Below are 25,916 nucleotides of genomic sequence, written 5' to 3'. Positions count from 1 at the left end.
AAGTTCATGACAACAAGAAATTGGCAGATCGTGAGACGGTTTGTATTTGTTGTGGCATTTGTCGTATGGATGTGTGCCGCAAATGCCGCAGGAGGCAAAAATCCGCGGGAAAAGATGTGGCTGCCCGAGATCGAACAGTTTGTCCGGCAGGATAGCATATCCTTTCCGGGAGAGGGAAAGATCCTGTTTGTCGGGAGCTCCTCGATACGGACCTGGAAAAATATTGAAGACTATTTTCCGGGTTATGATATTGTCCGACGAGGTGTTGGCGGGAGCCATCTTGAGGATATCATCTATTTTGCCGATCGGATTGTCTTTCCCTATAAACCGCGTCAGATCGTCCTTTATGAAGGCGACAACGATCTGAAGGACGGATTTACCCCCGAGCGTTTTCTGGATGACGTGAAGACATTCGTGCGGCTTGTGGAGCTGCATAGTCCGGGTACGGAAATTCTGCTTTTGTCGGTTAAACCGTCGCCTTCGCGACATCGTTTCCTTGAAAAATATCTGAAAACCAATGAACTGATGAGAACGTATGCGGCTGGAAAACAGCATGTGACTTATGTGGATATTACCGCTCCGTTGATGGATAAACGGGGATATCGGCCGGATATGTTTCGGGGAGACAGTCTGCATGTCACGGCGAAGGCATTTCGGGCATGGGCCGAAATCATCACGCCATATCTGAAACCCAGATCGGTTTCGATGGCAAAGCTTGTGACGCCGGGCAGTACTTCGCAGACTGAGGCATTGTATGCAAATCTGAACCGCATGCTTGGAAAAAACACGATGTTCGGCCACCAGGATGATACGGCTTACGGGGTTGGATGGGAAGAGAAGCCTGGAGGCAGTGATGTTCGTTCGGTATGTGGCGACTATCCAGCCGTCTATGGATGGGAGTTGGGCGGTATTGAGCACAATCACTCCCGCAATCTGGACAAGGTGGATTTCTCTTTGATGAGACGTTTGATCGTCGAGGCTTATGTTCGGGGCGGAGTCAATACGATCAGTTGGCATGCGGATAATCTTGTTACGGGAGGAGATGCCTGGGATCTGAAAGGAGGCAATGTGGTGGCAACCCTGTTGCCTGGAGGGGAACACCATGCAGAGTTTCTTTTGTGGCTTGATCGTGTGGCTGAATTTCTCGCGTCGTTGAAAGGACCCGCCGGAGAACCGGTTCCGGTTCTTTTCCGTCCTTTGCACGAACACACGGGCAGTTGGTTCTGGTGGGGGCACAAATTCTGTTCGTCGGACGAATACATTGCCTTGTGGCGTCTGGTTGTCGATTATCTGCGTAATGAAAAGGGTTTGAAGCATTTGATCTATTGCTATTCGCCCGATCGGATCAAAAGTCCGGAGGAGTATCTTGAACGTTACCCGGGCGATGATTATGTTGATCTTTTGGGGCTTGATCTCTACCATTTCAAGGGGGAGTCTGGGCTTTCGAACTATCGTGAATGCGCAGAACGTTCGTTGGAAGTTCTTCGGGAAGTGTCGCGCCGCAAGGGTAGTAAGCCGTATGCCTTTACGGAGACTGGATTGGAGTCGATCACCATGGACAACTGGTTTACCGGAGTTCTTTATCCGTTGATCGAACAGTACCGGCCGGTCTATGTCCTTGTATGGAGGAATTCCAGTCGGATTCCGAATCATTTTTACGCGCCCTACCCGGGGCATGCATCCGCGGGAGATTTTGTCAAGTTCAAAAACGAGCCATTGATTCTTTTTAACGGAGATTTGCAAACCCTATACGAATAAAAGATATGGACAATTATCAAAAACAAATAGAGGATCTGTATCGCAGACACGAGGCGTTGTTGAGCACGGTCAATACTCCGTGGGGGGAAGATAATGGCATTTTTCGCCGTTATCGGAATCCGGTGTTGACCGCAGCTCATATTCCGTTGACTTGGCGTTATGATTTTTCCCGACAGCGGAATCCTTTCCTTCAGGAACGGATCGGTGTGAATTCCGTACTCAACTCGGGAGCCATCCTTTTCGAAGGTCGTTATACGTTGGTTGCTCGGGTCGAAGGTGTGGATCGCAAGTCATATTTTGCCGTGGCTCAGAGTGATAACGGAGTCGATAATTTTCGTTTTTGGGATCGCCCTGTTCTGCTTGACGAATCGGAGGAGGAGGCAGTCAATGTTTACGACATGCGTTTGACGGCGCATGAAGATGGTTGGATATATGGTGTGTTCTGCGTCGAACGCAAGGATCCGGATGCCGAACCGGGGGATCTCTCCTCGGCGATCGCTTCGGCTGGTATTGCCCGAACACACGATTTGATCCATTGGGAGCGTCTTCCTGATCTGCGTTGCAAGAGTCAGCAGCGTAATGTTGTTCTTCATCCCGAATTTGTCGATGGAAAATATGCGTTGTACACGAGACCGCAGAATGGGTTCATCGAGACGGGGCAGGGAGGAATTGGCTGGGCATTGGTCGATGACATCACTCATGCCGAGATCGGCGAGGAGCGGATCATCAATTACCGGCACTATCATACGATCAAGGAGTTGAAAAACGGGGAAGGACCTCAACCCATCAAGACATCGAAAGGTTGGCTGCATCTTGCACACGGGGTGCGCGGTTGCGCGTCGGGACTTCGTTATGTGCTTTATCTCTATCTGACCGATCTTGCCCGGCCTTGGGAGTTGACGGCCGAGCCGGCAGGATATTTTATGGCTCCTGAAGGAGAAGAACGGATCGGAGATGTATCAAATGTGTTGTTTTCAAATGGATGGATTGAGGCTCCGGACGGTACGGTTTACATTTACTATGCATCGAGTGATACCCGTATGCATGTAGCCGTATCGAGTGTTGATCGCCTGTTGGACTATTGTCTGCATAGTCCGGCCGACGGATTCAGGACGGGTCTTTCGGTCAAGGCCGTCAACGAGTTGATCGATTTGAATGCGGCCTGCGGTTATTCGAGGTAGAGGCTGAGGAAAGCATTTGAAAGATGATAAAATTACGAGAGAAAATAGCCTATGGATTCGGGGACATGTCATCGTCCATGTTCTGGAAAATCATAGGTATGTATATGCTGTTCTTTTATACGGATGTATTCGGATTGTCTCCGGTTGCCGTAGGGACGATGTTCCTGTTGACGCGGATCTGGGATACGGTCAACGATCCGATCATGGGGATGATTGCGGATCGGACCCATACGCGCTGGGGCCATTTCCGGCCTTATCTGCTTTGGGGAGCGTTTCCGTTCGCGGCAATCGGGATTCTGGCCTTCACTACGCCAGATCTTGCTCCGGGATGGCGACTGGTCTATGCATATGTCACCTATACGTTACTCATGATGATCTATACGATGGTGAATGTTCCGTATGCATCCATGTTGGGAGTTATGTCGTCTGATCCGGGAGAGCGCAACATTCTCTCTTCCTATCGGATGTTCTTTGCTTATCTGGTAAGTTTCATTGCGATAGGTCTGGCCGAACCGTTGGTCAATTTCTTTTCCGATTGTGGCGGAGTCCGTTCGTCGGCGCGGGGATGGCAGTATATGATGGTTGTGATCGGAGTGGTTTGTGCCGTTTTGTTCTTCTTGTGTTTCAAGTGGACTCGAGAGCGTATTACAGTTCAGTCTGCGAAGAAAACGACGATAGGCAATGACCTGAAGGATCTACTGGTCAATCGTCCATGGTGGATTCTGTTGGGAGCGGGTGTTGCTGCGCTGTTGTTCAACTCCATCCGAGACGGAGCTACGATCTACTATTTTAAATACTATATTCAGGGAGGACGATCATTCGGGAGTTTGTTTGGAGGATTGTTCACCCTTTCGTCGTTTTATTTGATGTTGGGACAGGTTTCCAATATGGTTGGGGTTGTTCTGGCTTCGCCTTTGTCCAATCGATTCGGTAAGAAGACCACGTATATCGGAGCGATGGCCATAGCATGTGTATTAAGCCTTGTGTTCCATACGTTCACACCCGATCAGTTGTTTCTGATATTTGTCTTTCAGGCATTGATCAGCATTTGTGCCGGTTGTATTTTCCCGCTTTTGTGGTCGATGTATGCCGATATTGCGGATTATTCCGAGTGGCGGACCGGACGGCGGGCAACGGGATTGATCTTCTCTTCCTCTTCCATGTCGCAGAAATTGGGTTGGACGTTGGGAGGAGCCGTGACAGGCTGGTTATTGGGATATTATGGTTTTCAGGCCAACGAGGTCCAGAGTGAAGAGGCTGTTCGCGGAATTCGGATGATGTTGAGTTATCTGCCAGCTGTCGGAGCCTTTCTGTCGGTTATTCTGATTGGCTTTTATCCGTTGAATGAACGACGGGTAACGGCCATATCCCGGACGTTGAGACAAGGTCGTAAAGAAAGCGATTGAGAAACTATGGATCTATTGCAAAGATTGGTTCCGGAGCTCTCCGGCGAGTTGAGAAACGATATTCTTCCGTTTTGGCAGAGGATGATGGATCTGGAACACGGCGGTTTTTATGGACGCATGGATGGGAATGGCATTTTGTATCCCGAAGCTCCGAAAGGCGTTGTGATGCACGGCCGGATTTTGTGGACATTCTCTGCGGCATACCGTTTGTTTGGAGATTTGTCCTATCTTGAGACGGCCCGAAAGGCCTGTTCTTTTTTGCTCAGGTATTTTTATGATCCGGAGTACGGAGGGGTGTATTGGTCCTTGCATGCGGATGGCACTCCGCTTGATACGAAAAAACAGTTCTATGGATTGAGTTTCGTTATTTACGGATTGAGCGAGTATTATCGAGCCACGGGAGATCGGGACTCCTTACGGTATGCCATATTGCTGTATGAGGCGATCGAGACCCATTCGTTCGATCCTCATTATGGAGGTTATTTCGAGGCTGCGGATCGGTGTTGGAATCTTCTGGAGGATATGCGCTTGAGCGATAAGGATGCAAACGAAAGGAAGACGATGAACACCCATCTGCACATTCTGGAGGCTTATACGAATCTCTATCGTGTATGGCCCGATTCGGGGTTGAGGTCTAAGTTGGCAGATTTGGTCAGGCTTTTTTTGGATCGGCTGCTTTTGCCGGCAACAGGTCATCTCGGGTTGTTCTTCGATGAATACTGGAACGATCGGAGCCGGGGGATCTGCTCATACGGGCATGATATCGAGGCCTCGTGGCTTTTGTTTGAAGCTGCCGAGATTCTGGAAGATGTCTCCTTGATGCAGGAGGTACACCATTCGACGTCGGTGCTGGCGCATGCGGCTTTGGAGGGGTTGATGTCCGATGGGAGTATGGCATACGAAGGAGATGGAGACGGCGTTGTGGATTCGGAACGCCATTGGTGGGTTCAGGCGGAAACGGTAGTCGGTTTGTACTATCTCTATGCCTTCCATGGAGAGAATCGGGCCGGGAGCGCTTTGTTGAAGACTTGGCAATATATCAAGGATCATTTGATAGACAGACAGTCGGGGGAATGGTTCTGGAGTATTCGCGATACTGGAGCTGTGAATCGGGAGGACGACAAGGCTGGACTGTGGAAATGTCCTTATCACAATGGCCGTATGTGTCTGGAATTGCTTGTTCAGCTGGAAAACCGTCCTGAACGGAGGTAATTGAGCCCCCGCATCAGGAGATTTCGCTTTTGCGGTTTTTCGGGAATAATTTTGCGCGGCGGAGCGGAATTCTTTCGGCTTTCGCTATCTTTGCAATATGGCAGTAATTCGATTGACTAAGGAATTCTCCTTCGAGGCGGCACACGCGCTCGAAGGTTACGACGGCCCGTGCCGCGAGATTCACGGGCACTCCTATCGCTTTTTCGTCACGGTGAAGGGAACTCCCCTCTGCGATGCGTCGAACCCCAAATGCGGCATGGTGATGGATTTCGGCGTGCTGAAACGCATCGTCAACGAGGAGATCGTTTCGCGCTTCGACCATTCGCTCGTCCTCAAGGCCTCCGAGACCGGCGAGGAGCTTTACCGGGTTCTGTCGGCGCGCTTCGGCAACATCATCACCGTCGACTACCAGCCCACGTGCGAGAACATGCTCGAGGACTTTGCCGCACGCATCGCGGCGCGTCTGCCTCAGGGTGTGACGCTCCATTCGTTGCGGCTGCACGAGACGGCCACCTCGTTTGCCGAGTGGTTTGCCGAAGACAACATCCGACAATAAAGAGCCTGCAGACGATGAAAAAACTCTTTCTGGTCGACGCCTATGCGTTGATTTTCAAGTATTATTACGCCTTTCTGGGACGTCCCATGCGCAACCGTGCGGGGATGAACACCTCGGTGGTGTTCGGCTTCGTGAAGTTTCTGCGCGACATGCTCAAGCGCGAACATCCCGATCTGCTGGGCGTAGCGTTCGATCCCCCGGGGGGCAGTTTCCGGCGCGAGATCTTCCCCGAATACAAGGCCAACCGCACGGAGACCCCCGAGGACATTCTGTTGTCGGTACCCTATGTCAAACGGGTGCTGGAGGCGATGCGTATCCCGATCCTCGAGGTTCAGGGCTACGAGGCCGACGACGTGATCGGCACCCTTTCGAGGAAGGGGGCCGAGGCGGGTTATGACGTCTACATGGTGACCCCCGACAAGGATTACGGACAGCTGGTGCGCGACCACTGCCGCATCTACAAGCAGCGCGGATCCGAGGGGAGCATCGAGATCGTCGGCCGCGACGAGATCCGCGAGAAGTACGGCATCGACGACCCGCAGCTGGTGCGCGATATTCTGGCCCTGTGGGGCGATGCGTCGGACAACATCCCCGGCGTGCCGGGCATCGGCGAGAAGGGGGCCTGCAAACTGGTCCGCGAGTGGGGTCCGGTGGAGAACATTCTGGAGAACGTGACGAAGATCCCCGGCAAACAGGGTGAGAAGATCGCCGCGTGGGCCGACAATCTGCGGCTGGCCAAACGGCTGACGACCATCTGCCTCGACGTGCCGATCGACCTCAGCGAGGAGGAGCTTGCGGTGAGCGAACCCCGTCTGGACGATCTTCGGACGGTCTTTGCCGAACTGGACTTCAAGGCTTTTCTGAACGATTTGTCGAATCTGGCCCCGGCCGAGCCCCTATCGGATGCTCCGCGCCAGGAGGCGCAGACCCAGTTGTCGGACATGGCGCGGGCCAAGTCGGCTGCGGCGCGCCGGGCCGCCATGGCGGGTCAGGGGAGTCTGTTCGGTGAGACGCCCGTCATCCCGCCGTTGCCGACCGTGAAGCCCGTTCCGGCGGCCGAACTGCAGGCCGAGGCGGCGGAGGAACCCTTTGCCACAGCCCAGACCACGCCCCATGAATATACGCTCGTCGAGACGGCCGACCAACTGCGCGAGGTGATCGCCGCCGTGGGCCGCTACGAAGAGTTCTGCTTCGATACGGAGACCACGGGACTGGACATCTTCAACGACCGCATCGTGGGTCTTTCTCTGGCTGTCGAACCCTTCCGGGCGTGGTACATCCCCTTCAACGAGGCCAATACGCGCGAATACGTCGAGATTATCCGCCCGCTGTTCGAGAATGAACACATCGCCAAGATCGGCCAGAACGTCAAGTTCGACCTCATGGTGCTGCGGCAGCTGGGCATCACGATCCGCGGCCGCTTCTACGATACGATGATCCTCCACTACCTGCTCGATCCCGAGTCGCGTCACAACATGAACGTACTGGCTGAGCGCTATCTGAACTACCGCCCGATCGAGATCGAGACGCTGATCGGCAAGGGCTCCAAACAGTTGACGATGGATCTGGTCAACGTCGAGCGGGTGAAGGAGTATGCGGCCGAGGATGCCGACGTGACGCTGCGGCTGAAGCAGGTGCTCTACCCCATGGTCGAACAGATCGGCATGCACGACCTTTACTTCGAGATCGAGGAGCCGATGATCACCGTGCTGGCCGACATCGAGATGGCGGGTGTTCGGATCGACACCGAGGCGCTGGCGCTCTATGCCGTGGAGCTGAACCGCAAGCTGGCGGAGCTGGAGGCGGCCGTACGGGCCGAGGCCGGCGAGCCGAATCTGAACATCAACTCGACGCGTCAGCTGGGCGAGGTGCTCTTCGCGAAGATGCGCATTGCCGAGAAGCCGAAGATGACCCGCACGAAGCAGTTCTGCACCGACGAGGAGTACCTGCAGAGCTTCGCTCACAAACACCGCATCGTCGATCTGATTCTCGAGTACCGCGGTGTGAAGAAGCTGCTGTCGACCTACGTCGAGGCGCTGCCGCAACTGGTCAACCGCCGTACGGGACGCATCCATACGTCGTTCAACCAGGCGGTGACGGCCACCGGGCGCCTCTCGTCGACGAATCCCAACCTGCAGAACATCCCCGTGCGCGACGAGATGGGGCGCCGCATCCGCAAGGCCTTCATCCCCTCGGATGAGGACCATCTGCTGCTGTCGGCCGACTACAGCCAAGTCGAACTGCGGCTGATGGCCCATCTGTCGGGTGACGAGGCGCTGATCGCCGCCTTCGAACACGGCGAGGATGTCCATGCCGCGACGGCCGCCCGGCTCTTCAACAAATCCATCGACGAGGTGACTCCCGAGGAGCGGCGTCGGGCCAAGACGGCCAATTTCGGCATCATCTACGGCATTTCGGCCTTCGGGCTGAGCCAGCGGCTGGAGATCCCGCGCAAGGAGGCCAAAGAGATCATCGACGGCTATTTCGCCTCCTACCCCAAGGTCCGCGAGTATATGGAGCAGGTGGTGGCGAAGGCCCGCGAGGACGGCTTCGTGACGACGATCTTCGGACGCCGCCGCTATCTGAACGACATCACGTCACATAACGCCGTGGCGCGGGGTCTGGCCGAGCGCAACGCCGTGAATGCCCCGATCCAGGGTTCGGCGGCCGACATCATGAAGATTGCCATGATCAACGTCCACCGGCGCTTTGCCGCCGAGGGGATCCGCTCGCGGGTGATCCTGCAGGTGCACGACGAACTGGTGGTCGACATGCTGCGCGAGGAGCAGGATCGGGTCGTACGCATCGTCACCGAGTGCATGGAGACGGCCGCGAAGCTCCGCGTACGGCTCATCGCCGATGCCGGCGTGGGCGAAAACTGGCTCGAAGCCCACTGATCCGGCCGGGTGAGAGGGGGGGGGAGGAAAAAAAGAGACCTCCCGCACGGAGCGGACAAACCGTAAATAACCGTAAACAACCGTAAAACGAATGGTATGATCGAACCGATTTACAACCCTTCGCCGTCGCGTTACGACGGCATGCATTATCGGCGGGCGGGCCGCAGCGGAATTCTGCTGCCGTTGCTGTCGCTCGGGATGTGGCACAATTTCGGGAGTCGGCAGACCTTCTCGAAGGTTCGCGAGATGGCCCATTACGCCTTCGACCGGGGCATCGTCCACTTCGATCTGGCGAACAATTACGGCCCGGAGTACGGCACGGCCGAGGAGAATTTCGGGCGTCTGATGGAGACCTCGTTCCGCCCCTACCGCGACGAACTCTTCATCTCGACCAAGGCCGGTTATGACATGTGGCCGGGTCCCTACGGCAACTGGGGTTCGCGCAAGTACCTCATGGCGAGTCTCGACCAGAGTCTGCGCCGCATGAAGCTCGACTACGTGGATCTCTTCTATTCGCACCGTTTCGACCCCGAGACGCCGCTCGAAGAGACGCTGCAGGCCCTGGTCGACATCGTTCGCAGCGGCAAGGCGCTCTACGTGGGGCTGTCGCGTTATCCGCTCGAGGCGGCGCGGTTTGCCTTCGACTACCTGAAGCGGCGCGACGTACCCTGCCTGCTCTTTCAGGACTGCTGCAACCTGCTGAATCGCAAACCGATCGAATCGGGTGTGCTCGATCTCACGGTTGCGGAGGGTTCGGGCTTCATCGTCTTCTCGCCGCTGGCGCAGGGGCTGCTGACGAACCGCTATCTGAACGGCATACCGGCCGATTCGCGCATGGCCGAGAACCGGACGCTTCACAGCGAGGTGCTCGACGAGACGATGTTGCGGCGTCTGCGGGGGCTCGATGCCCTGGCGCGCGAACGCGGACAGTCGCTGGCCGAGATGTCGCTGGCGTGGCTGCTTCGCGACGAGCGCATCACCTCGGTGATCATCGGCGCCAGCTCCACGGCGCAGATCGAGGACAATCTCCGTGCGATGGAGCATCTGAAGTTCTCCGCCGAGGAGCTTGCGCGCATCGAGGAGCTGCTGGGAGCGTGATCCGTTTGTAGATTGAAATTGGCGGTCGTGCCAGTTCAAAAACGAAGCCGGGCCTTGTGTGGAACAAGGTCCGGCTTTTGCGTGGTGCGGGGATCGGAGTCGGACGTCAGAACGAGATGCCGACGCGCAGTCCGAAGTTGTTGAGGTTGTTGACCCGGTAGACCAGTACGTCGCCCTCGTTGGTGGCGTAGCTGTAGTAGAGGGCCACGTGGATGCCCATGCGGTAGTCCGGGCGCGGGAAGATCGAGACCCCGACCTCGGGCGAGAGGTAGAATCCCCACGTCTCGGTGTATTGGCGCACGACGTAGTAGTAGGACGAAAGTTCGGCGTAGCTGGCACCCAGCTTCAAGCCGACGTACGGTTGGAAGACGCTGTCCGTAAGCCAGTTGTAACGGCTTGCAACGCCGAACGGCAGCTGGAACAGCGCATGTTTCTGATTGGTCGTCAGGGCTGCGCCGTCGCCCAGATCGAGCGTCTGACGGTCGATGCTCTCCAGATTGGTCTGGTACGAAAGGAAGGGACCTACGGTGATGGCCGGCGTGACGAAGTAACCGCCTTCGAAGTTCATGCCCCAGCCCGAGGTCTTGTCGGCCAGACCGTTGTCGAGGGGTACGCCCATCTGCCAGTCGACATTGATGTAGGTGTTGGGGATCAACTGCGCTTTGCCCGGCAGAGCGACTGCCAGCAGGACGACGCAGCATGCAAGGGTTTTGAGGTATTTGGCTGTTTTCATGATCGGAAGATTTTGAGTTGGACTATTTGGTCAGATAGGGTGACTGAACGAAGGCCTGATCCACGCCGTCGATCGTACGCTGCAGATTGAGTTCCGAGTCGTTGGTCAGCAGACCGCCGATGAACGTATCCCAGACGATGGGGAGTTTTCGGTTGTTCTCCTCTTCGGCCTCGAGGTTGACCATCTCCATGAGCAGCGAGCCGGCCGTGTAGCCGTAGTAGACGCTGTAGGGGTAGTGCCAGCCGTTCCAGTTTCCCCAGTATCCGGGGGCCCAGTAGTAGGGATAGTACCACCACCAGTAGGGGTTGTTGTAGCCGACGAAGTAGGTCTCCTGACGCACGTAGCTGAGCTGCAGGCCGACGGCTGCCAATGTTTTGTCATCCGTTCGCGTGTAGCCGGCGTTGTCCATCCGGGCGGCCACGGCGTCGATGATCGTCAGGGCGTCGTCGTCTTTCCAGTACTCGGTCCGGTCGTTGTTGCCGATGATGAGGATACTGTCGGGGAGGAAGTAGGTGTCGATTGCGGAGAAGTCGGTTCCCGAATCGTGGGCGGTGTAGACCAGATAATCCTCGTGGAGATCCGACGTCGAGGGGTCTTTCTGGCACGAGCAGAACGCTACTGCGGCGAGTGCGAACGCAAGGTAACGGAGTTGTTTGACGTTCATGATGTTTTTGATTTTTGGTTTGCTGTTCACCCTACCCCAAATTTCGTTCCCGGGTGGGCCGCAAGCGGCCTTGCGGTCCGAACGGGACATGAAAAAACCGGAAATCCGCAAAACGGGATTTCCGGTTGGCTCCTGTGGTTCGGAAACGGGTCTGTTACCGATACTTGTGTGAGATGAGGGTCATGAACTCCTCGCGGGTGCGGTGGTCCGAGAGGAAGATGCCCGTGAAGGCGGAGGTCGTTGTGGCGGACTGCTGCTTCTCGATGCCGCGCATCTGCATGCACATGTGGCTGGCCTCGATGACAACGGCCACGCCCATCGGGCTCAGCGCCTCCTGGATGCAATCGCGGATCTGGACCGTCAGCCGCTCCTGGACCTGCAGCCGGCGGGCGAAACATTCGACCACGCGGGCGATTTTCGACAGTCCGGTGATGTAACCGTTGGGGATGTAGGCGACGTGGGCCTTGCCGTAGAAGGGCAGCATGTGGTGTTCGCAGAGCGAATAGAGCTCGATGTCCTTGACGAGGACCATCTGTTTGTACTCCTCGCGGAACGTCGCCGAGCGGATGATCTCCAGCGGATTTTCGTCGTACCCCTTCGTGAGGAACGACATGGCCTTGGCCACGCGTTCGGGGGTCTTCAGCAGCCCTTCGCGTGCGGGATCCTCGCCCAGCAGGCGCAGGATTTCGCTATAGTGACCTGTGAGGGCTTCGATCGTCGCGGCGTCGAAGCGCTCCTCCTTTTCATACAGTTTTGTCTCCATGATGGGGCAAAGATACGAATTATTTCATGATCTGGTCGATGACCCGCGAAGTCCGGGCGGCGGAGTGTCCGGTCGAGGGGCAGTGTCCCACGCCGCGGAGTTCGTCGACGATCGTGCGGATCAACGGTCCCTGGATATGCTCCGGGGGTGCGATTTCGAAGCGTTCCGTGCCCTCGGGCGTCTGCAGTTCGATGGGCGAGAAGGCGAAGGTGGCGAAGCGCACCGAGCCGCGGGTGCCGGCGATGAGCACCGAATCCTCCTGCTCGTCGGGGCGCGAGACGAAGCTCCAGAGCCCGGTTCCGCAGGCTCCCGAGCGGAACTGCAGCAGCGCCGAGACCGTGTCGGCCACCTCGTACAGTCCTCCGAGATTGCTCTTCGTCCCCTCGGCTGCCGAGATCTCACCGAGCAGGAAGTCGAGGATGTCGAGCGTGTGGGGGGCCATGTCGTAGAAGTATCCGTCGCCGCCGACCTCGCGGCGCAGCCTCCACGGCAGGTGGGCAGGATCGCGGTCTTCGGGCCCTGCGGGGCGCAGGTAGCGCACCTCGACGCGTTGCGGCGTACCGATCCGCCCGCTCCCGATCAGCTCCTTTACCTTCAGAAAATAGGGCAGCGCACGGCGGTAATAGGCCACATAGAGGGGCACGCCGCAGCGCTCCGAGGCGGCGATCATCTCCCGGCATTCGGCGTAGTTCATCGCCATGGGCTTCTCGACGTAGACGGGTTTGCCGGCCTCCAGGACGCGGATGGCCAGTTCGCGGTGCGAGGCGGGCGGCGTGGCGACGTAGACGATGTCGACCTCGGGATCGGCAATCAGCTCCGCGGCGTCGGTGTAGTAGCGGGCGACGCCGTGGCGGCGGGCGAAATCGGCCGCCCGGGCCTCGTCGCGCCGCATGACGGCCACCAGCTGCGAATGGTCCAGCCGGTACATCGGCGGGCCGCTCTTGCGTTCGCAGACGGCTCCGCATCCCAGAATGCCCCAGTGTACGGTCTCCAACGGTTTCATGCCTGTTTCGGGTTTTCGGCTGCCTTCTCCAGCGAGTGGAGGTATTCGGCCAGTTTGCGCACGGCGCGACCGCGGTGCGAAACGGCATTCTTCTCCTCGGGCGACATCTCGGCAAAGGTCCGCTCGCAGCCGTCGGGGATGAACAGCGGATCGTAGCCGAACCCTTCGTGACCGGCCTCGTGGTCGATGATGCGCCCCTCGACCACCCCTTCGAAGAGGTGTTCTTCGCCGTTGAGGATCAGCGAGATGACCGTACGGAAGCGGGCTCTTCGGTCGCTCTTTCCCTCCAGATTGCGGAGCAGCAGGCGGTTGTTGGCCGCAAAGTCGTGACCGTCGGTGGCGTAGCGGGCCGAGTGGACCCCGGGGGCGCCGCCCAGTGCGGCCACCTCGAGTCCCGTATCGTCGGCAAAGCAGTTCTCACCCGTGCGGTCGTGGATGTAGCGGGCCTTCTGCGAGGCGTTGCCCTCGAGGGTCTCCTGCTCTTCGGGAATCTCCTCGGTGATGCCGCACTGACGCGGTGTCACGAGGGTGAAGCCCTCGCCCAGTACGGCCTGTACCTCGCTGAGCTTGTGGGCGTTGTTGGTGGCGAATATGATCTTCATGGTGTGTGTTTGGTTTCGATTCGGCTGCGAAGGTAGTCAATTTTCCGGAAATCCCGAACCGGACTCCGCGTCGCGGCCCAGATGTCCGAGTTCGTAGTGTTCGTAGCGGGCGAGGACCTTGCCGCCGCCCAGCAGGTAGAGGTCGTCGCAGACCCCCTCGATCAACGGAATGCGCGTCGAGGTGAGGATCACGGTGCACCCCTTGCTGCCGAGGTGGAGCAGAAGTTGCTGCATGACGAAGATCCGCTCGGGCGTCAGTTCGCGGAAGGGTTCGTCGAGCAGCAGGATGCGTTTGCCGCGCATCAGTGTGAGGATGATGCCGAGGTGTTTTCGGGCCTCGGCGCCGAGCGAGGCGGCCTCCGTGTCGAGCGGCACGGGGAAGCGGCGGAGTAGCGCCTCGGGGTTGACCTTGCGGTCGAACCAGCGGACCAGTCCGATGCAGTCGCGGGCCGTCAGTCCGGGCCAGAAGCGCGGATCGGCCTCGAGCAGGGCCATTTCGCGGCGTTGCAGCGGGTGTCCGGCCTCGGAGATTGTCCCGGCTTCGGGTTGCAGATCGCCGTAGATGGCCCGCAACAGGGCCCCGCGCCCCTCGCCCGCAATGCCGTGCACGGCACTCTGGGGCAGGTGCATCGTCACGCCGTCGAGCAGCATCCGCTTACCGTCGCGGATCCGAAGCGAATCAATCGTAATCATGGAGGTAACGGTTCAGGTTGCGTTCGGCCCGCAGGGCGTAGCTGACCATGAGGCCGAGGCTCAGGGGCAGCAGCACGGGGAGGATGAAGCCCGCCAGTCCGAAGCGTTCGGCCATGGGTCGCCGGGGAGTTTGTCCGGGGTGGTAGCGGGCGTATTTGGCCACCACGGCGTAGAGCAGCGCCAGGGCCGAAAGCGGCGCCCAGGCTGCGGCGATCCAGGCCGTGCGGGGATGGGCCAGCAAGGCCAGCAGGGCGAAGGGAACGGCCAGCAGGAAGTAGTTGCGCCAGGCGGTGAGGACCTTGCGTACGAGCAGCCGGCTGGCGTTCATCTCCGGGAGCTGCAGCATCCGGAGGGGTTCGCAGTCGTGGTAGAAGCCGCCGCACGCGACGGCCGCGACATAGAGTGCCGGGAATCCGGCCGCGGGCAGCAGGATGCAGACGATCAGTCCTGCGGCGGCGAACCACACGGCCGTGAGGTGGCGCCGCAGTCCGACGGTCCATTCGGGCGAACCGGCGAGCCGTTCGGGACGGATCCAGCGTGCGGTGTGGAGATGTTTTGCGTGGGGCGAGGACATGGCGGTCAGCGGACGACGCCGAGTTTGGCGAGCCGGTCGTCGAGGTCGATCTTCTCGATGATGGTCTTCACCACGAGGTCCATCTCCGAGCCTTCGGCATAGTCGGCCGGGCAGACGTGGTTGACGCGGTTGTCGTGGATGAGTGACGAGAGCTCCTTGCGGGCGCCCTTCTGGTCGGGGTTGTAGACGGCGATCGAGTGTCCGCCGTAATTCTTCACCAGCCGCATGCAGGGGATGTCCGTCGTTCCGTCGCCGACGTAGATCATGTGGCTGAACGGCACGGGGCGTTCGTTTTCGGGGATGTAGCGATTGACCAGCTTCGAGTCGAAGACCGACTCGACCCCCTTGTTGATCTTGAAGATGAACTGTGTCTTGTTGGTGTAGTTGACCGCTACGGCGGGCCAGTAGGCGATTCCGTCGACATCGTAGAGGAACGAGCAGGCGTAGATTTTGCGGAATTCGTGGGCGATCTCCGTCCCCTCGATGATCTCTTTCAGTCCCGAGGAGTTGATGTAGTGCAGGATGCGGATTCCGCGCTTCTCGCCGTAGCGGTTGATCCGCGCGAACCACTCCTTGACACCGTTGAAGAGCGTGACGCGGCGTCCCGACTCCTGAAAGGCTTCGCGACGCAGCGACAGTCCCTTGGATTTGGCCTCCTGGATCATGCGGGCCATGTACGTAAGGACCATGTCGGCATCCTGCGTCTCGGCCAGCGTGTTGGCCTCCGACCAGAACTCCTTGTTGCTTTTTCCGACGGCCGGGATGAAGTCGTACTCCTGCATGTTTCCGGGGGCGAGCGTCCCGTCGAAATCGTAGATCAGGGCTATGGTGAAACGGTAATCCATGGTTTTCGGGATTTGATTTCTCAAAGATAACGTTTTTTTCCTATTTTTGCACGTGGTAATACATAGCGAAGTTTGAGAGTATGGATTTCAAGGAATTGATTGCCAAACGCCGTTCGGTCCGCAAGTTTACGGATCGTCCGGTTCCCGGCGAGGTGGTCGACCGCATCCTCGCGGAGGCACTGACGGCCCCTTCGGCCCGCAATACGCGTACGACGCGCTTTCTGGTGGTCGACGATCCGGCGCTGGTGGCCCGCATGGCCGAGATGCGCGACTACGGTTCGGGATTTCTGAAGAACGCCCCGCTGGCGATCGTCATCCTGGGCGACACCACGACGAGTGATCTGTGGCGGGAAAATGCCGCCATTTCGGCCACGGTGCTCCAGCTGGCCTGCGTCGACGAGGGGCTTGCCTCGTGCTGGGTCCACATCTGCGGGCGCCCGCGGCGCAAGGACGACCCCGAGGGGGAGAAGGCCGCCGACTTCCTGCGGAGTTTCCTGCCCATTCCCGAGTCGTGCGAACCGCTCTGCGCCATCGCCATCGGCTACTCCGACTTTGTGCCGGCGCCGCTGCCCGAGTACGACGACTGGTCGCGGGTCATCCGCCTGTGAGCGGGCTGGGACCGCCCCGCTCCCGAGAGACTGAGTGAACTGAGAGAGAACATTTCGAGAGACTGAGAGAGAACATTTCCGAGAGACTGAGAGAGAATATTTTTAACCCAATCAGAAAGACCATGAAAAAGACCATTCTGACAAGCCTTTCCCTGATGGCCGCATTGATCCTCACGAGCTGTGGATCGCAGCAGAAGGAGACCGTTTCCGTCGAGATCTTCAACGAGGGGCTCCGTTACTGCGAGAGCACCTATCCCTATGAGGGCGGTATTCTCATTGCCAACTTCGGCTCCACGCAGCTCGACCCGCTCAACACCGAGGGCAAGGGCTATATCGTCCGCTACAAGGACGGCGCCTCGGAGGTGCTGATTCCGGCCGACGGCAACCTGTCGGGCCCCCGCGGCATGTACCTGCGTGACGGCCGCCTCTTTATCTGCGACGTGAACAAGATCGTCGTCTACAACCTCTCCAACCGCGAGGAGGCACCCCGGGTGATTGCACTCCCCGAGGGTGAGGCCTTCGTCAACGACCTGGCTGCCGAGGGCAACAGCCTCTACGCTTCGGTCACCAATACGGGCCATATCTTCCGCCTCGACATCACGGATCCGGCCCAGCCCGGTGAACCCGAGCTGTGGCTGGAGATTGCCGGCCCCAACGGTCTGGTGATCCGCGACGGTGCGATGTATGTGGCCTGCTATTCGCCCGACGGCCAGGCCCGAAGCGAGCATGTCATCTATCGTATCGCCGACCTGCAGAATCCCGTTGCGGAGCCTTTCGTGACGGTTCCGGGCCAGTACGACGGCATTGCCTTCTCGGGCGACGGCAAGTCGCTCTACGTGACGAACTGGGCTCCGGCCGGCATCTCGCGCATCGACATGCAGACGCGGGAGATCACGCCCGTGGAACTTCCGCTCGAGCAGCCCCTCATCGGACCGGCCGACATGACCGTTGCCGAGGGCAAGATCTATGTGCCCGACCTGCCCAACAGCCGCGTGGTGATCTTCGAAGAGTAGACCGCCGCCTGCCCGAAAGCAAAAAGTCCGGAGTTTTCTCCGGACTTTTTGCTTTCCCTGTTTTGATCTCGGCCGATACCGTCTCCGGCCGTCCTTGCGCTATCGCCCCGTGACGGGCTTGATGTCCTTCACGCGCAGCTGCGTCGAGACCGTACCGCGGTAGTGGTTCTCGACAATCTGATAGCAGACGTCGATCGGTTTGCCGGCGCGGACCCATTCATAGTGCGTCGGTTGTTGGAAGGCGATGGCCTGTAGCTTCGTATTAGGTTTCTGACGCTGCATGAGGTCCATGCGGAGGTGTTCGCTCTCCATGCCGACAAGCTTGGCCTCACCGTGGTTGATCACGCCGTAGGTCACGAAGACCGGGGCCGTATTGCCGGGACCGAAGGGCTGGAAGCGGTTCAGGTCCCGACGGAAGGCGGGCGTGATGTCCGAGAAGAGGAGCTCGCTGTCGATGTCGACCTGCGGGATGAGCATCTGCGGGTCGATGTTCTTCTCGACGAACTCGTTGAAGCGCCGGATGAACTCCCCGACGTTCTCGGGTCGCATCGTCAGACCGGCGGCATACATGTGTCCGCCGAAGTTTTCGAGCAGGTCCGAGCACGACTCGACGGCCTGATAGAGGTCGAATCCCGGCACCGAGCGGGCCGAACCGGTCACGAATCCGTTGCTCATCGTCAGTACGACCGTCGGGCGGTAGTAGGTCTCGATCAGCCGTGAGGCGACGATTCCGACGATGCCCTTCATCCAGCGCGGGTTGTAGATCACCGTGCTCTTCAGGCGCTTGAGTTCGGGATTCTGCTCGATGTATTCGTGGGCCTCCTGCGTGACGTGGCGGTCGATCGACTTGCGGTCACGGTTGTAGGAGTCGATGACGTTGCCGAATTCGGCGGCGACGCTTTCGTTACCCTCGATGAGCAGCTCGACGGCGGCATGACCGCCCGAAGGCGAGGCATTTTCGTCGTTCTCGTCCATGCGCATGCGGCCTGCGGCGTTGATGCGCGGTCCGATCTTGAAGACGATGTCGTCGATGGTGATGTTATGTTTGTCCAGTCCGCAGATCTTGATGATCGACAGCAACCCCTTCGAGGGTTCGCGGTTGAGGTTTTTCAGGCCGTAATAGGCCAGAATGCGGTTCTCACCCGTCAGGGGAACGATGTCCGAGGCGATCGAGACGACGAGCAGGTCCAGCAGGTTGAGAACCTGTTCGGCGGGGATGTGGTTCTTGCGGGCATAGGCCTGCACGAGCTTGAAGCCCACGCCGCATCCCGAGAGTTCGTCGAACGGATAGGAGCAGTCGACCCGCTTGGGGTCCAGAACGGCTACGGCCTGAGGAATCTCCTCGGCCGGGAGGTGATGGTCGCAGATGATGAAATCCACGCCCTTGCTTTTTGCATAGACCACCTTTTCCGTGGCTTTGATGCCACAGTCCAGAGCGATGATCAGCCCCACGCCCTTTCGGGCCGCGAGGTCGATACCCTTGATCGAGATACCGTAACCTTCGGTGTATCGGTCAGGGATGTAGAACATCAGGTTTTTGTGCCCGATCTGGCGGAGGAACTTGTAGACCAGCGCAACGGCCGTACAGCCGTCGACGTCGTAGTCGCCGTAGACCATGATCTTCTCGTGGTTGGCGACGGCCCGTTCGACCCGCTCGACCGCACGGTCCATGTCCTTCATCAGGAAGGGGTCGTGCAGATCGGCGAGGTTGGGTCTAAAGAACTTGTCCGCCTTCTCTACCGTGTCTATGCCTCTTTGTACGAGCAGATTGGCCAGTACGGGCGAGATCCGCAGAGCGGCAGCCAACATGGCTACCGTCGCGGGGTCGCCCTGAGGCTTCACTACCCAGCGTTTTTCGATAGGCATACGAGTTGTTATTTATATATTTCAACATTTAATTCTTCACTTAAAAATTTCACAACCAGACGTTTGACCTCCTCCATCGAGGGTGTCGATCCGGTTTCCGAGGCGATCGATGCGACGCCGCGGTCGGTGAATCCGCAGGGATTGATGCGCGAGAACCAACTCAGGTCGGTTGTCACGTTGAGCGCAAACCCGTGCATGGTAACATAACGTGACGAGCGGACTCCTATTGCGCAGATCTTGCGCGGACGGCGCCCTTCGGCATTGATCCAGACGCCCGAGGCCCCGTGGATGCGTCCGCCGCGGATGCCGTAGCGGTCCACCGTGCGGATGACGGCCTCTTCCAGGGCGTCGATGTAGTCGCGCAGTCCGATTCCGAGGCATTCGAGATCCAGAATCGGATAGCCGACCAGCTGTCCGGGGCCGTGGAAGGTGATGTCACCGCCGCGGTCGATGTGAAAGAACCCGGCGCCGGCCGCCTCGAGCGCTTCGCGGCTGACCAGCAGGTTTTCGGCGTGTCCGCTCTTGCCGAGCGTGTAGACCGGCGTATGCTCGACGAGCAGCACCTCGCCGGCCAGTTCCCGCCCGTGCGGGTCGGCCAGACGTGCGCAGTCGGCTGCCAACATCGGACCAAACGTTCCTCCGGCGTCCGTATTTGTCTCCGATGCGCGCCCGGCAGACGTACTTTCGTCCGTTGTTTTCGCCTCCGAAGCGCATTCGGCGGCTACCCTCTCGCCACACTCCCGGCTACCGGAACGTTTCCGGGCCAGAAGGGCGTCGAAGAGCTCCTGCTGCAGTTTCCAGCAGGCGGCATACTCCAGGGTTCCGAGGTCCCTCAGCAGGGCTTTCATTGCTACAAACCTTTTACGCTACGCAGGGCTTCTTCGGCCATGTACGACGAGCGGACCAGGGGTGCACTCGCGCAATAGCTGAAACCCATCTCCAGCGCCTGAAGTCTGTACCATTCGAATTTTTCGGGAGTGATATACGCCGCAACGGGGTAGTGCTCCAGAGTAGGCCGAAGGTACTGACCAAGCGTTACGATCCTGACGCCCGCCTGTCGCAGGTCGTGCAGGGTCTGTAAAACTTCATCATCGCTTTCGCCGAGTCCGACCATCAGACCGCTTTTGGTCACGACACCCCGGCTGCTCAGGTAGCGCAGGGTCGCCAGACTGGTCCGATACCTGGCCCGGGAACGGACCAGCGGGGTCAATCGCTCGACGGTTTCGATGTTGTGCCCGATGATGTCGGGCTTCGACGCGATGACCGTATCCAGCAGGTCGGGTCGTGCGTCGAGATCGGGAATAAGGAGCTCAATTACGGCGTCGGGGTTCTGCGACCGGATCGCCTCCACGGTAGCGGCCCAATGGGCGGCACCGCCGTCGGGGAGATCGTCGCGGGTCACGGAAGTGACGACGACATACTTCAGTTTCATCAGGGCGACGCTTTCGGCGACCTTGCGGGGTTCGTCGGCATCGGGAGCCTCGGGACGCCCCGTTCGGGTGGCGCAGAAGCGGCAGCCGCGGGTACAGATCTCACCCAGGATCATGAATGTCGCGGTTCTGCGGCTCCAGCATTCGGCCTGATTGGGACAGCGACCGCTGCTGCAAATGGTATGCAGCCCGTGTTTTTCGACGATGTCGTGCACCTCGGCCCATTCTGGAGTTTGGCGGAGTCGGATCTTCAGCCATCCGGGTTTTTTGAGAACATCTACCTTGTCATGAAACTTCGGCATTTAAGTTCATTATTTTCCTATTGTTGCAAAAATAGAAAAAATAATTGACAATTCCCAATGTATCTTTTTGCTCCTGCTCAGCGAATCGCCCTTCCGGCCGGAGCCCGGGTTTTGGAACTGCGACTTTTTTGTATTATCTTTGTTGCATCGTATATGCGGGGCCTTTCGATTGCCCGAAATACCTTTTTGTCGCGCCATGTGATTCATTTCAAGCCGATTCCATAGAGACATTCTGCCGAATTCCGGTCCGTTGCGACCGCATTTGCGGGGATATTGCGTCCATGCGTACAGCTCCGGTCCGGAATCTTGCAGTCCGTTTTTTGAAATTTTGTCTCTATGGAAAATCAACGACCTTTGAGCCTGGGTCACCGCCTGGTGGCCCGGCTGCGGAACGACCGCCTGATGCTGTCGCCCGATCTGCGGCGGGAGATCGTTGCCGCCTCTTACCGTCCGGTCCGTCTCGGCGGCTTCGGTGCGGAGGCCGACCGGAGGGCCTTTGACGCGAGCCGCGCCTTCGAACGGCTGGCCGATCTCTATCTTCTGCTTGGATCACCTGCCGCGGCACTCCGTTGCCTCGAACAGGCTGCTCTGGCTGCTCTCTGCGGCGAGGAGTACGGCTACGATGCCGAGTCGTTTCCCGCCCGTTTTCTTCGGATCCGTTTCTACCATCTCTTCGATCGGCTCATCGCCTGCCGGGCCTCCGACACCCGGCTTCGGGCCGTGCCGTTGGATCCGCAACTGGTCGCCGACGCCCGGCGATTGGGCGGCAGATACCTCTGAGTGTAAGCCGGTAATGAACTTCAGACAGAATCCTCCGGTTCCCTTCCGGGAAAAGAGAAGTGGCCCGATACATCGTATCGGGCCACTCAGGTTAGGTTAGTTAGGCTAATGAGAGTGGGAGAACCCCACGTTTGATACACAAATGTAGGCCAAATTTTATGATAATCCAAATATTTTGTAATATTTTTTTCAAAGGCGCAGAAAATATTTTACAGTTCGTAATTAAAAAAAATTAATTTTGCTCGATTTTATAAGTTTTTGTTTAAAGCGCCTGCCGGATTTCGCCGGCTTCGGCAGCCTGCACCTCGTTTTGCAGGCTCTCCTCGGCCGAGGAGGTCAGGTGTCGGTGGCGATAGGTGGCCGGGGTCATCTGATACTCTTTTTTGAAGAGTTTAATAAAATGCGAGGTGTTGGGGAAGGTGCACTCGTTACCGATTTCGGAGATTGATTTCGAGGTGGAGATCAGCAGCAGGCGGGCATGCATCAGCCGCTGGCGGATATACCACTTGTGCGGCGGCATTTCGAAATGGCGCCGAAACTCCTTCTTGAACGAGGTGAGCGAACGATTGGTGAGTTTGGCCAGCTCCTCGATCGAGATATCCTTGAAGATGTGGTCGTAGACGATCTGTTCGAAATTCTCCCGGGCCGTGTCGACGTTGTTGAGCAGTTTGCTCTTCAGGCAGCAGTCTTCGTGGGAGGCGATCAGATAGATCAGTTCGGTCATTTTGATATTCTCGGCCGTTTCGTCGTGGCGGAACTCCTCGTCGCGCAGATAGTTGTTCGTGTTGGTGAAAAAGTTGCGCAGCGAGTTCCAGGCGGGCATGAAGATTTCGTTACGGTTGCGGCAGTTTTCGCACGAGTGGTCGTTCGAGATGTTGAGCCCGTAGGTGATGTTCAGGTGCATGAGAATCTTCTGCAGCTTCTCGGGCGTATAGTAGAAGAGGATCTGTTCGAAGGGTTGTCCGCCTTCGGGGCAGTTTTCGGTGTAGTGGTGGCCGATACCCAGGTAAAAGACGTCGCCGCGGGAGAGAGTTTGGCGTTTGTCGCCGTCGTAGATGTTCTTGGTTCCGCGAAGGATGTAGCCGATGGCGTAGCGGGAGAGGACCTGTGTTTGGATTCCGTTGTGAAGTGGTTCCATGTACTTCACAATCATCGGTTGTTGGCCCGATGAATTCATTGAATTCTTCATGTTAATTGTAATTTAAGTTTTTTGGAACAAAGCGTTGCGTCACATTTGTCCGAACTCAAATATACAATTAAAACTTTTCAATCTACTATAATGAATAGCATATTTAGTCACAAATGGTGAAATAGGACAGTTTGTGCTATGTTTCAGACTAAATATATTATTGTAATAAGAGGGTGCTCAAGCTTCCGAGCGTGAGCAGAAGATAGAGAATGAGCGTCGGAAGTCGGTGGATCCGAACGAGAAGGAAGGGAATCAGAATGGCCGACGGCACGGCCAGCAGCAGGATTTCGCCCGACGTCGATACGGGATTGAGCAGTGTGGGGATGAGCAGAATCAGCAGGAAGATCTGGAAGATGAAGATGGCCCGGGGTTTGTTTCCGGCGGCGTAGCTGTCGGCGAGGAAGAAGAAGAGGGCCAGCAGATCGAGCAGCAGGAGCGCTCCGAGGAGGATGAGATTCGGGATCGGGATGGCTCGTGCGGCCTCGAGGGCCGATCCGTTCGTAAAGGCTTCGACGGCCTGTTCAAAGGGGGCGGTGAAATCGCCTCCGGCTCCCCAGTTGACATATCCGAAGGCAAGGATCGGCAGCAGGAATCCGGCCAGGGCGACGACCGATTCGCGCAGTGTGCGGTGGAAGAGGATGATGGCCAGCGGCAACAGTGCGACAAGGGGCAGTGCCGCGGGAGCGGTGAGCACCAGGATGCCCAGATAGAGTGATGCGCGGAACAGGGCATCGAAAGCATATCCGTTGCAGAACGAGCGTGCGAAGTTCTTCACCGAAAGGGCCAGCAGCGTATTGGCAACGAGCATCTGCAGTAGTCCCCCTTCTAGGGCGAGCCCCGCGGTGAATGCGGCGTAGAGCGGGATGGCCAGGCAGGTCCCGACGGAGTAGAGGTTGTAGCGCAGGGTCAGGCGTCCGAGACTCATGCCCGTGAAGAGCATCAGCAGCGCCCCGATTGCGCGGGTCCACCCCGGGAAGGCGCCTTGAAACTCCCCGAGCAACTCCTCAAGCGTCTTGACGGCGAACACTCCGTGGGTCGGGATGGCGAGGTTTTCGGGGTTGAATTCGCCCGTTAACGGGACCTTCCACATCGCGAGGGCTGTGATTGCCGCAAGCGTCAGAAAGGCCGGGACAAGCGGCTGCCGTGCGATGTTGAATTTCATGTCGATGTGTTTTTCGGGGTAAAATTAGCGAAAAAAGCTGAAAGTTGCGTAACTTTGTTCGATTCGGTATGTGGAGGGTCTTCGCCGTGTGCGCACGCCCTGTTGCCGAACGGATTGAACCGTGTGATCATGTTGGAGAATCAGTATCAGTACGAAAAACGCGAGGCCGGTTGTGACGAAGCCGGTCGGGGATGTCTTGCGGGGCCGGTTTTTGCGGCGGCCGTGATTCTTCCGCCCGATTTTCACGATCCGTTGCTGAACGATTCGAAGCAGATGACCGAGCGTAACCGGGACAAACTCCGTGTCATCATCGAGCGTGAAGCCATAGCGTGGGCCGTAGAGGCGGTTTCGGCGGCGCGCATCGACGAGATCAACATTCTCAACGCCTCTTTCGAGGGGATGTCGCTGGCCGCGGCCCGGCTCGATCCGGCTCCGGAGTTTCTGGCTATCGACGGCAACCGGTTCCGCACGCGTCTGGAGATTCCGTGGCAGTGCATAGTCAAGGGGGACGGGAAGTATGCCGACATTGCGGCGGCCTCGGTCCTTGCCAAGACCCATCGCGACGAGTATATGCGGCATCTGGCCGAGGAGTATCCCCAATACGGGTGGTCGAAGAACAAGGGCTACCCGACGCGTGAACACCGCCTTGCCATTCGGGTGTATGGTCTTACTCCCTATCATCGGCTGACCTTCAACCACGAGATCGACCAGTTGGAGCTGCCGTTCGAGTGATGTCCCTCCTCCGTTGAATCCGGTCTATGGTCCGGTTCTTTCTGCCGATGTTCGCATCGGCCGGCTTGTCGTATCCGCCTTGGTTCTGCCGTTTGCTTTGGAGTACGTTTTCTTTCCGGTTCTCCTACTTCGAGGTTCTCCGGCTCGGCAGTCTTCTTGCCCCGTGGCCTCAAGGCTCTGCGGCTTTACAGTCCCGCAGCTCTGCTGTTCCTCAGCCCTCTACGGCCTTGGTCACTCTTTTCTTTTGCCTCGACCCCTCTTCTCCCCGCTCCTTACCCTGCACTGCTCCTCCAACAAAAACGGCCCTCCACCCATGTGGAGAGCCGTTTTTCAACATTCGATCGAGACCGGATTCTATTGGTACTGATATCCCAGCGTCTTGGATGCCGCATAGGAGATCTTCAGCGCGTTGGCACGACGCAGCTCCTGCTTGACGTCGGTTATGATACCCATCTTGGTGGCTTGGTCGGCCTTCAGGCAGATGGTCATCGAGGCACGGTCTGCTTCGCTGAGCTTGTCGCGTTCTGCAGCTACGAAATCCAGAATATCACGGGTCGATTTGTAGGAGTCGTTCAACTGGATGCGGGGCGCGGTACCGAACTTTGCCTGCATCGTCAGCGACGGGGGACCGATGTGGATGAAGCTGACGAGGGATTTTTTCTCGAGCTTCTGCACTTCGGTAGCTTCCGGGAGCTTGTATCTCACGAGCAGTTCCTGATCACGCATGGTCGTGGAGACCATGAAGAAGAAGAGGATCATGAAGATCACGTCGGGAAGCGAAGCGGTCGAGATAGCGGGGACTTCTTTTTTGTCTCCCGTCTTTTTCATTACTGCCATGGCTTACTTACC

The 25,916-nt window shown here is 57.9% G+C and carries 25 protein-coding genes; 11 read left to right on the top strand and 14 right to left on the bottom strand.

Features of this window, described 5'->3' with window-relative positions; all coding sequences use genetic code 11:
- Positions 1 to 6 precede the first annotated feature (6 nt).
- The 7 genes from PUQ42_RS00125 (at position 7) to PUQ42_RS00095 (ending at position 10,108) form a co-directional block, all read left to right on the top strand.
- The gene (locus PUQ42_RS00125) at positions 7 to 1,758 is read left to right on the top strand and encodes a glycosyl hydrolase (RefSeq protein ID WP_273369811.1); all 1,752 of its coding nucleotides are present in this window, start codon (positions 7 to 9) and stop codon (positions 1,756 to 1,758) included.
- Between the two features lie 5 nt (positions 1,759 to 1,763).
- Positions 1,764 to 2,939 (top strand): glycoside hydrolase family 130 protein, encoded by a 1,176-nt coding sequence (locus PUQ42_RS00120; protein WP_273369809.1) that lies wholly within the window; start codon positions 1,764 to 1,766, stop codon positions 2,937 to 2,939.
- A gap of 23 nt (positions 2,940 to 2,962) precedes the next feature.
- On the top strand, positions 2,963 to 4,345 hold the full coding sequence (locus tag PUQ42_RS00115) for an MFS transporter (protein ID WP_273369808.1): 1,383 nt from the start codon (positions 2,963 to 2,965) through the stop codon (positions 4,343 to 4,345).
- A gap of 6 nt (positions 4,346 to 4,351) precedes the next feature.
- Complete coding sequence (locus tag PUQ42_RS00110) at positions 4,352 to 5,557, top strand: AGE family epimerase/isomerase (RefSeq protein WP_273369807.1); 1,206 nt, start codon at positions 4,352 to 4,354, stop codon at positions 5,555 to 5,557.
- A 97-nt stretch (positions 5,558 to 5,654) separates the two neighbouring features.
- Positions 5,655 to 6,113 (top strand): 6-pyruvoyl trahydropterin synthase family protein, encoded by a 459-nt coding sequence (locus tag PUQ42_RS00105; protein ID WP_273369806.1) that lies wholly within the window; start codon positions 5,655 to 5,657, stop codon positions 6,111 to 6,113.
- Between the two features lie 14 nt (positions 6,114 to 6,127).
- The gene (gene polA, locus PUQ42_RS00100) at positions 6,128 to 9,010 is read left to right on the top strand and encodes a DNA polymerase I (protein WP_273369804.1); all 2,883 of its coding nucleotides are present in this window, start codon (positions 6,128 to 6,130) and stop codon (positions 9,008 to 9,010) included.
- 96 nt (positions 9,011 to 9,106) lie between these two features.
- Positions 9,107 to 10,108 (top strand): aldo/keto reductase, encoded by a 1,002-nt coding sequence (locus PUQ42_RS00095; protein WP_273369802.1) that lies wholly within the window; start codon positions 9,107 to 9,109, stop codon positions 10,106 to 10,108.
- 106 nt (positions 10,109 to 10,214) lie between these two features.
- Here PUQ42_RS00095 and PUQ42_RS00090 read toward each other — a convergent pair whose 3' ends face one another.
- From PUQ42_RS00090 to PUQ42_RS00055, 8 genes are all read right to left on the bottom strand, one after another.
- Positions 10,215 to 10,841 carry an outer membrane beta-barrel protein gene (locus PUQ42_RS00090; protein ID WP_273369800.1) on the bottom strand — a complete coding sequence of 209 codons (627 nt, stop codon included), beginning with the start codon at positions 10,839 to 10,841 and terminating at the stop codon, positions 10,215 to 10,217.
- Positions 10,842 to 10,863: 22 nt separating this feature from the next.
- Positions 10,864 to 11,505 (bottom strand): DUF4136 domain-containing protein, encoded by a 642-nt coding sequence (locus PUQ42_RS00085; RefSeq protein ID WP_273369798.1) that lies wholly within the window; start codon positions 11,503 to 11,505, stop codon positions 10,864 to 10,866.
- Positions 11,506 to 11,659: 154 nt separating this feature from the next.
- Positions 11,660 to 12,268 carry a GTP cyclohydrolase I FolE gene (gene folE, locus PUQ42_RS00080; protein WP_273369796.1) on the bottom strand — a complete coding sequence of 203 codons (609 nt, stop codon included), beginning with the start codon at positions 12,266 to 12,268 and terminating at the stop codon, positions 11,660 to 11,662.
- 19 nt (positions 12,269 to 12,287) lie between these two features.
- Positions 12,288 to 13,271, bottom strand: coding sequence for a Gfo/Idh/MocA family protein (locus PUQ42_RS00075; RefSeq protein ID WP_337956006.1), 984 nt, complete (start codon positions 13,269 to 13,271; stop codon positions 12,288 to 12,290).
- Positions 13,268 to 13,873, bottom strand: coding sequence for an RdgB/HAM1 family non-canonical purine NTP pyrophosphatase (rdgB, locus tag PUQ42_RS00070; RefSeq protein WP_273369794.1), 606 nt, complete (start codon positions 13,871 to 13,873; stop codon positions 13,268 to 13,270). The genes PUQ42_RS00075 and rdgB overlap by 4 nt, the downstream gene beginning before the upstream one ends.
- Positions 13,874 to 13,909: 36 nt before the next feature.
- A complete protein-coding gene (locus PUQ42_RS00065; protein ID WP_122120028.1) occupies positions 13,910 to 14,566 on the bottom strand; it encodes an ATP-binding cassette domain-containing protein in 657 nt (218 codons plus the stop codon).
- Positions 14,553 to 15,140, bottom strand: a complete 588-nt coding sequence (locus PUQ42_RS00060; protein ID WP_273369792.1) for a hypothetical protein — start codon at positions 15,138 to 15,140, stop codon at positions 14,553 to 14,555. Before PUQ42_RS00060 ends, PUQ42_RS00065 begins: the two co-directional genes overlap by 14 nt.
- Positions 15,141 to 15,145: 5 nt before the next feature.
- Positions 15,146 to 15,985, bottom strand: a complete 840-nt coding sequence (locus tag PUQ42_RS00055) for an HAD family hydrolase (protein ID WP_273369790.1) — start codon at positions 15,983 to 15,985, stop codon at positions 15,146 to 15,148.
- Between the two features lie 80 nt (positions 15,986 to 16,065).
- On the opposite strand from PUQ42_RS00055, the gene PUQ42_RS00050 reads away from it, so the two are divergent.
- Together PUQ42_RS00050 and PUQ42_RS00045 are read left to right on the top strand one after the other, a co-directional pair.
- Positions 16,066 to 16,593 carry a nitroreductase family protein gene (locus PUQ42_RS00050; RefSeq protein WP_087309562.1) on the top strand — a complete coding sequence of 176 codons (528 nt, stop codon included), beginning with the start codon at positions 16,066 to 16,068 and terminating at the stop codon, positions 16,591 to 16,593.
- Between the two features lie 122 nt (positions 16,594 to 16,715).
- Positions 16,716 to 17,606, top strand: coding sequence for an SMP-30/gluconolactonase/LRE family protein (locus PUQ42_RS00045; protein WP_162992823.1), 891 nt, complete (start codon positions 16,716 to 16,718; stop codon positions 17,604 to 17,606).
- A 99-nt stretch (positions 17,607 to 17,705) separates the two neighbouring features.
- Here PUQ42_RS00045 and recJ read toward each other — a convergent pair whose 3' ends face one another.
- From recJ to lipA, 3 genes are read right to left on the bottom strand one after another with little or no spacing between them, the layout of a single operon-like run.
- Positions 17,706 to 19,472: a single-stranded-DNA-specific exonuclease RecJ gene (recJ, locus tag PUQ42_RS00040; RefSeq protein ID WP_232009128.1), complete on the bottom strand. Its 1,767-nt coding sequence runs from the start codon at positions 19,470 to 19,472 to the stop codon at positions 17,706 to 17,708.
- A gap of 8 nt (positions 19,473 to 19,480) precedes the next feature.
- Positions 19,481 to 20,320, bottom strand: coding sequence for a lipoyl(octanoyl) transferase LipB (gene lipB / locus PUQ42_RS00035; protein WP_273369788.1), 840 nt, complete (start codon positions 20,318 to 20,320; stop codon positions 19,481 to 19,483).
- 2 nt (positions 20,321 to 20,322) lie between these two features.
- Positions 20,323 to 21,204: a lipoyl synthase gene (lipA, locus tag PUQ42_RS00030; RefSeq protein ID WP_087309564.1), complete on the bottom strand. Its 882-nt coding sequence runs from the start codon at positions 21,202 to 21,204 to the stop codon at positions 20,323 to 20,325.
- A 336-nt stretch (positions 21,205 to 21,540) separates the two neighbouring features.
- On the opposite strand from lipA, the gene PUQ42_RS00025 reads away from it, so the two are divergent.
- Positions 21,541 to 21,984 (top strand): hypothetical protein, encoded by a 444-nt coding sequence (locus tag PUQ42_RS00025; protein WP_143256492.1) that lies wholly within the window; start codon positions 21,541 to 21,543, stop codon positions 21,982 to 21,984.
- Positions 21,985 to 22,246: 262 nt separating this feature from the next.
- On the opposite strand, the gene PUQ42_RS00020 is transcribed toward PUQ42_RS00025, so the two are convergent.
- Positions 22,247 to 23,173, bottom strand: a complete 927-nt coding sequence (locus PUQ42_RS00020) for an AraC family transcriptional regulator (RefSeq protein ID WP_273369784.1) — start codon at positions 23,171 to 23,173, stop codon at positions 22,247 to 22,249.
- 157 nt (positions 23,174 to 23,330) lie between these two features.
- Entirely contained in the window at positions 23,331 to 24,335 is a 1,005-nt protein-coding gene (locus PUQ42_RS00015; protein WP_273369783.1) for a hypothetical protein, read from the bottom strand.
- 129 nt (positions 24,336 to 24,464) lie between these two features.
- Between PUQ42_RS00015 and PUQ42_RS00010 the strand changes: the two genes are divergently transcribed.
- Positions 24,465 to 25,067 (top strand): ribonuclease HII, encoded by a 603-nt coding sequence (locus tag PUQ42_RS00010; protein ID WP_273369781.1) that lies wholly within the window; start codon positions 24,465 to 24,467, stop codon positions 25,065 to 25,067.
- A 354-nt stretch (positions 25,068 to 25,421) separates the two neighbouring features.
- Here the strand turns inward: PUQ42_RS00010 and PUQ42_RS00005 are convergent, their stop codons facing one another.
- On the bottom strand, positions 25,422 to 25,904 hold the full coding sequence (locus tag PUQ42_RS00005; RefSeq protein ID WP_394336841.1) for an ExbD/TolR family protein: 483 nt from the start codon (positions 25,902 to 25,904) through the stop codon (positions 25,422 to 25,424).
- Positions 25,905 to 25,916 lie beyond the last annotated feature (12 nt).

It is taken from the genome of Alistipes megaguti (genome assembly GCF_944320325.1).
Lineage (GTDB): Bacteria > Bacteroidota > Bacteroidia > Bacteroidales > Rikenellaceae > Alistipes > Alistipes megaguti.
Note: the sequence above shows the minus strand (reverse complement) of the source record. Positions and strands in the feature narration are given on the sequence as shown.